Annotated in this window: 1 protein-coding gene; it reads left to right on the forward strand. The window is 48.4% G+C overall.

Features of this window, described 5'->3' with window-relative positions:
* On the forward strand, nucleotides 1-397 hold a 397-nt coding region (locus GJV22_RS22485; protein ID WP_394367561.1), incomplete at both ends, for a hypothetical protein.

Consider the following 397-nt stretch of genomic DNA (forward strand, 5'->3'; position numbering starts at 1 on the left):
ATGATTCTCCAACGATTACGTATGAAGATGTAACCACACCAGGAGCATGTCCGCAGGAATACAGTGTGACCCGTACGTGGACAGCCACCGATTGTGTAGGCAATTCAAGCAGTTGCAGCAAAACGATCGATGTTGTTGATACCACAGCACCAGTGATTACCTGTCCGACAGTTGTTTCACCGGTTGAGTGTCCGAATACACCAGTCTTTGGCGATGCAACGGCAGTTGATGCCTGTGATGATTCTCCAACGATTACGTATGAAGATGTAACCACACCAGGAGCATGTCCGCAGGAATACAGTGTGACCCGTACGTGGACAGCCACCGATTGTGTAGGCAATTCAAGCAGTTGCAGCAAAACTATCGACGTTGTTGATACTACTGCACCAGTGATTAC

This window comes from Mangrovibacterium lignilyticum (genome assembly GCF_010882175.1).
Lineage (GTDB): Bacteria > Bacteroidota > Bacteroidia > Bacteroidales > Prolixibacteraceae > Mangrovibacterium > Mangrovibacterium lignilyticum.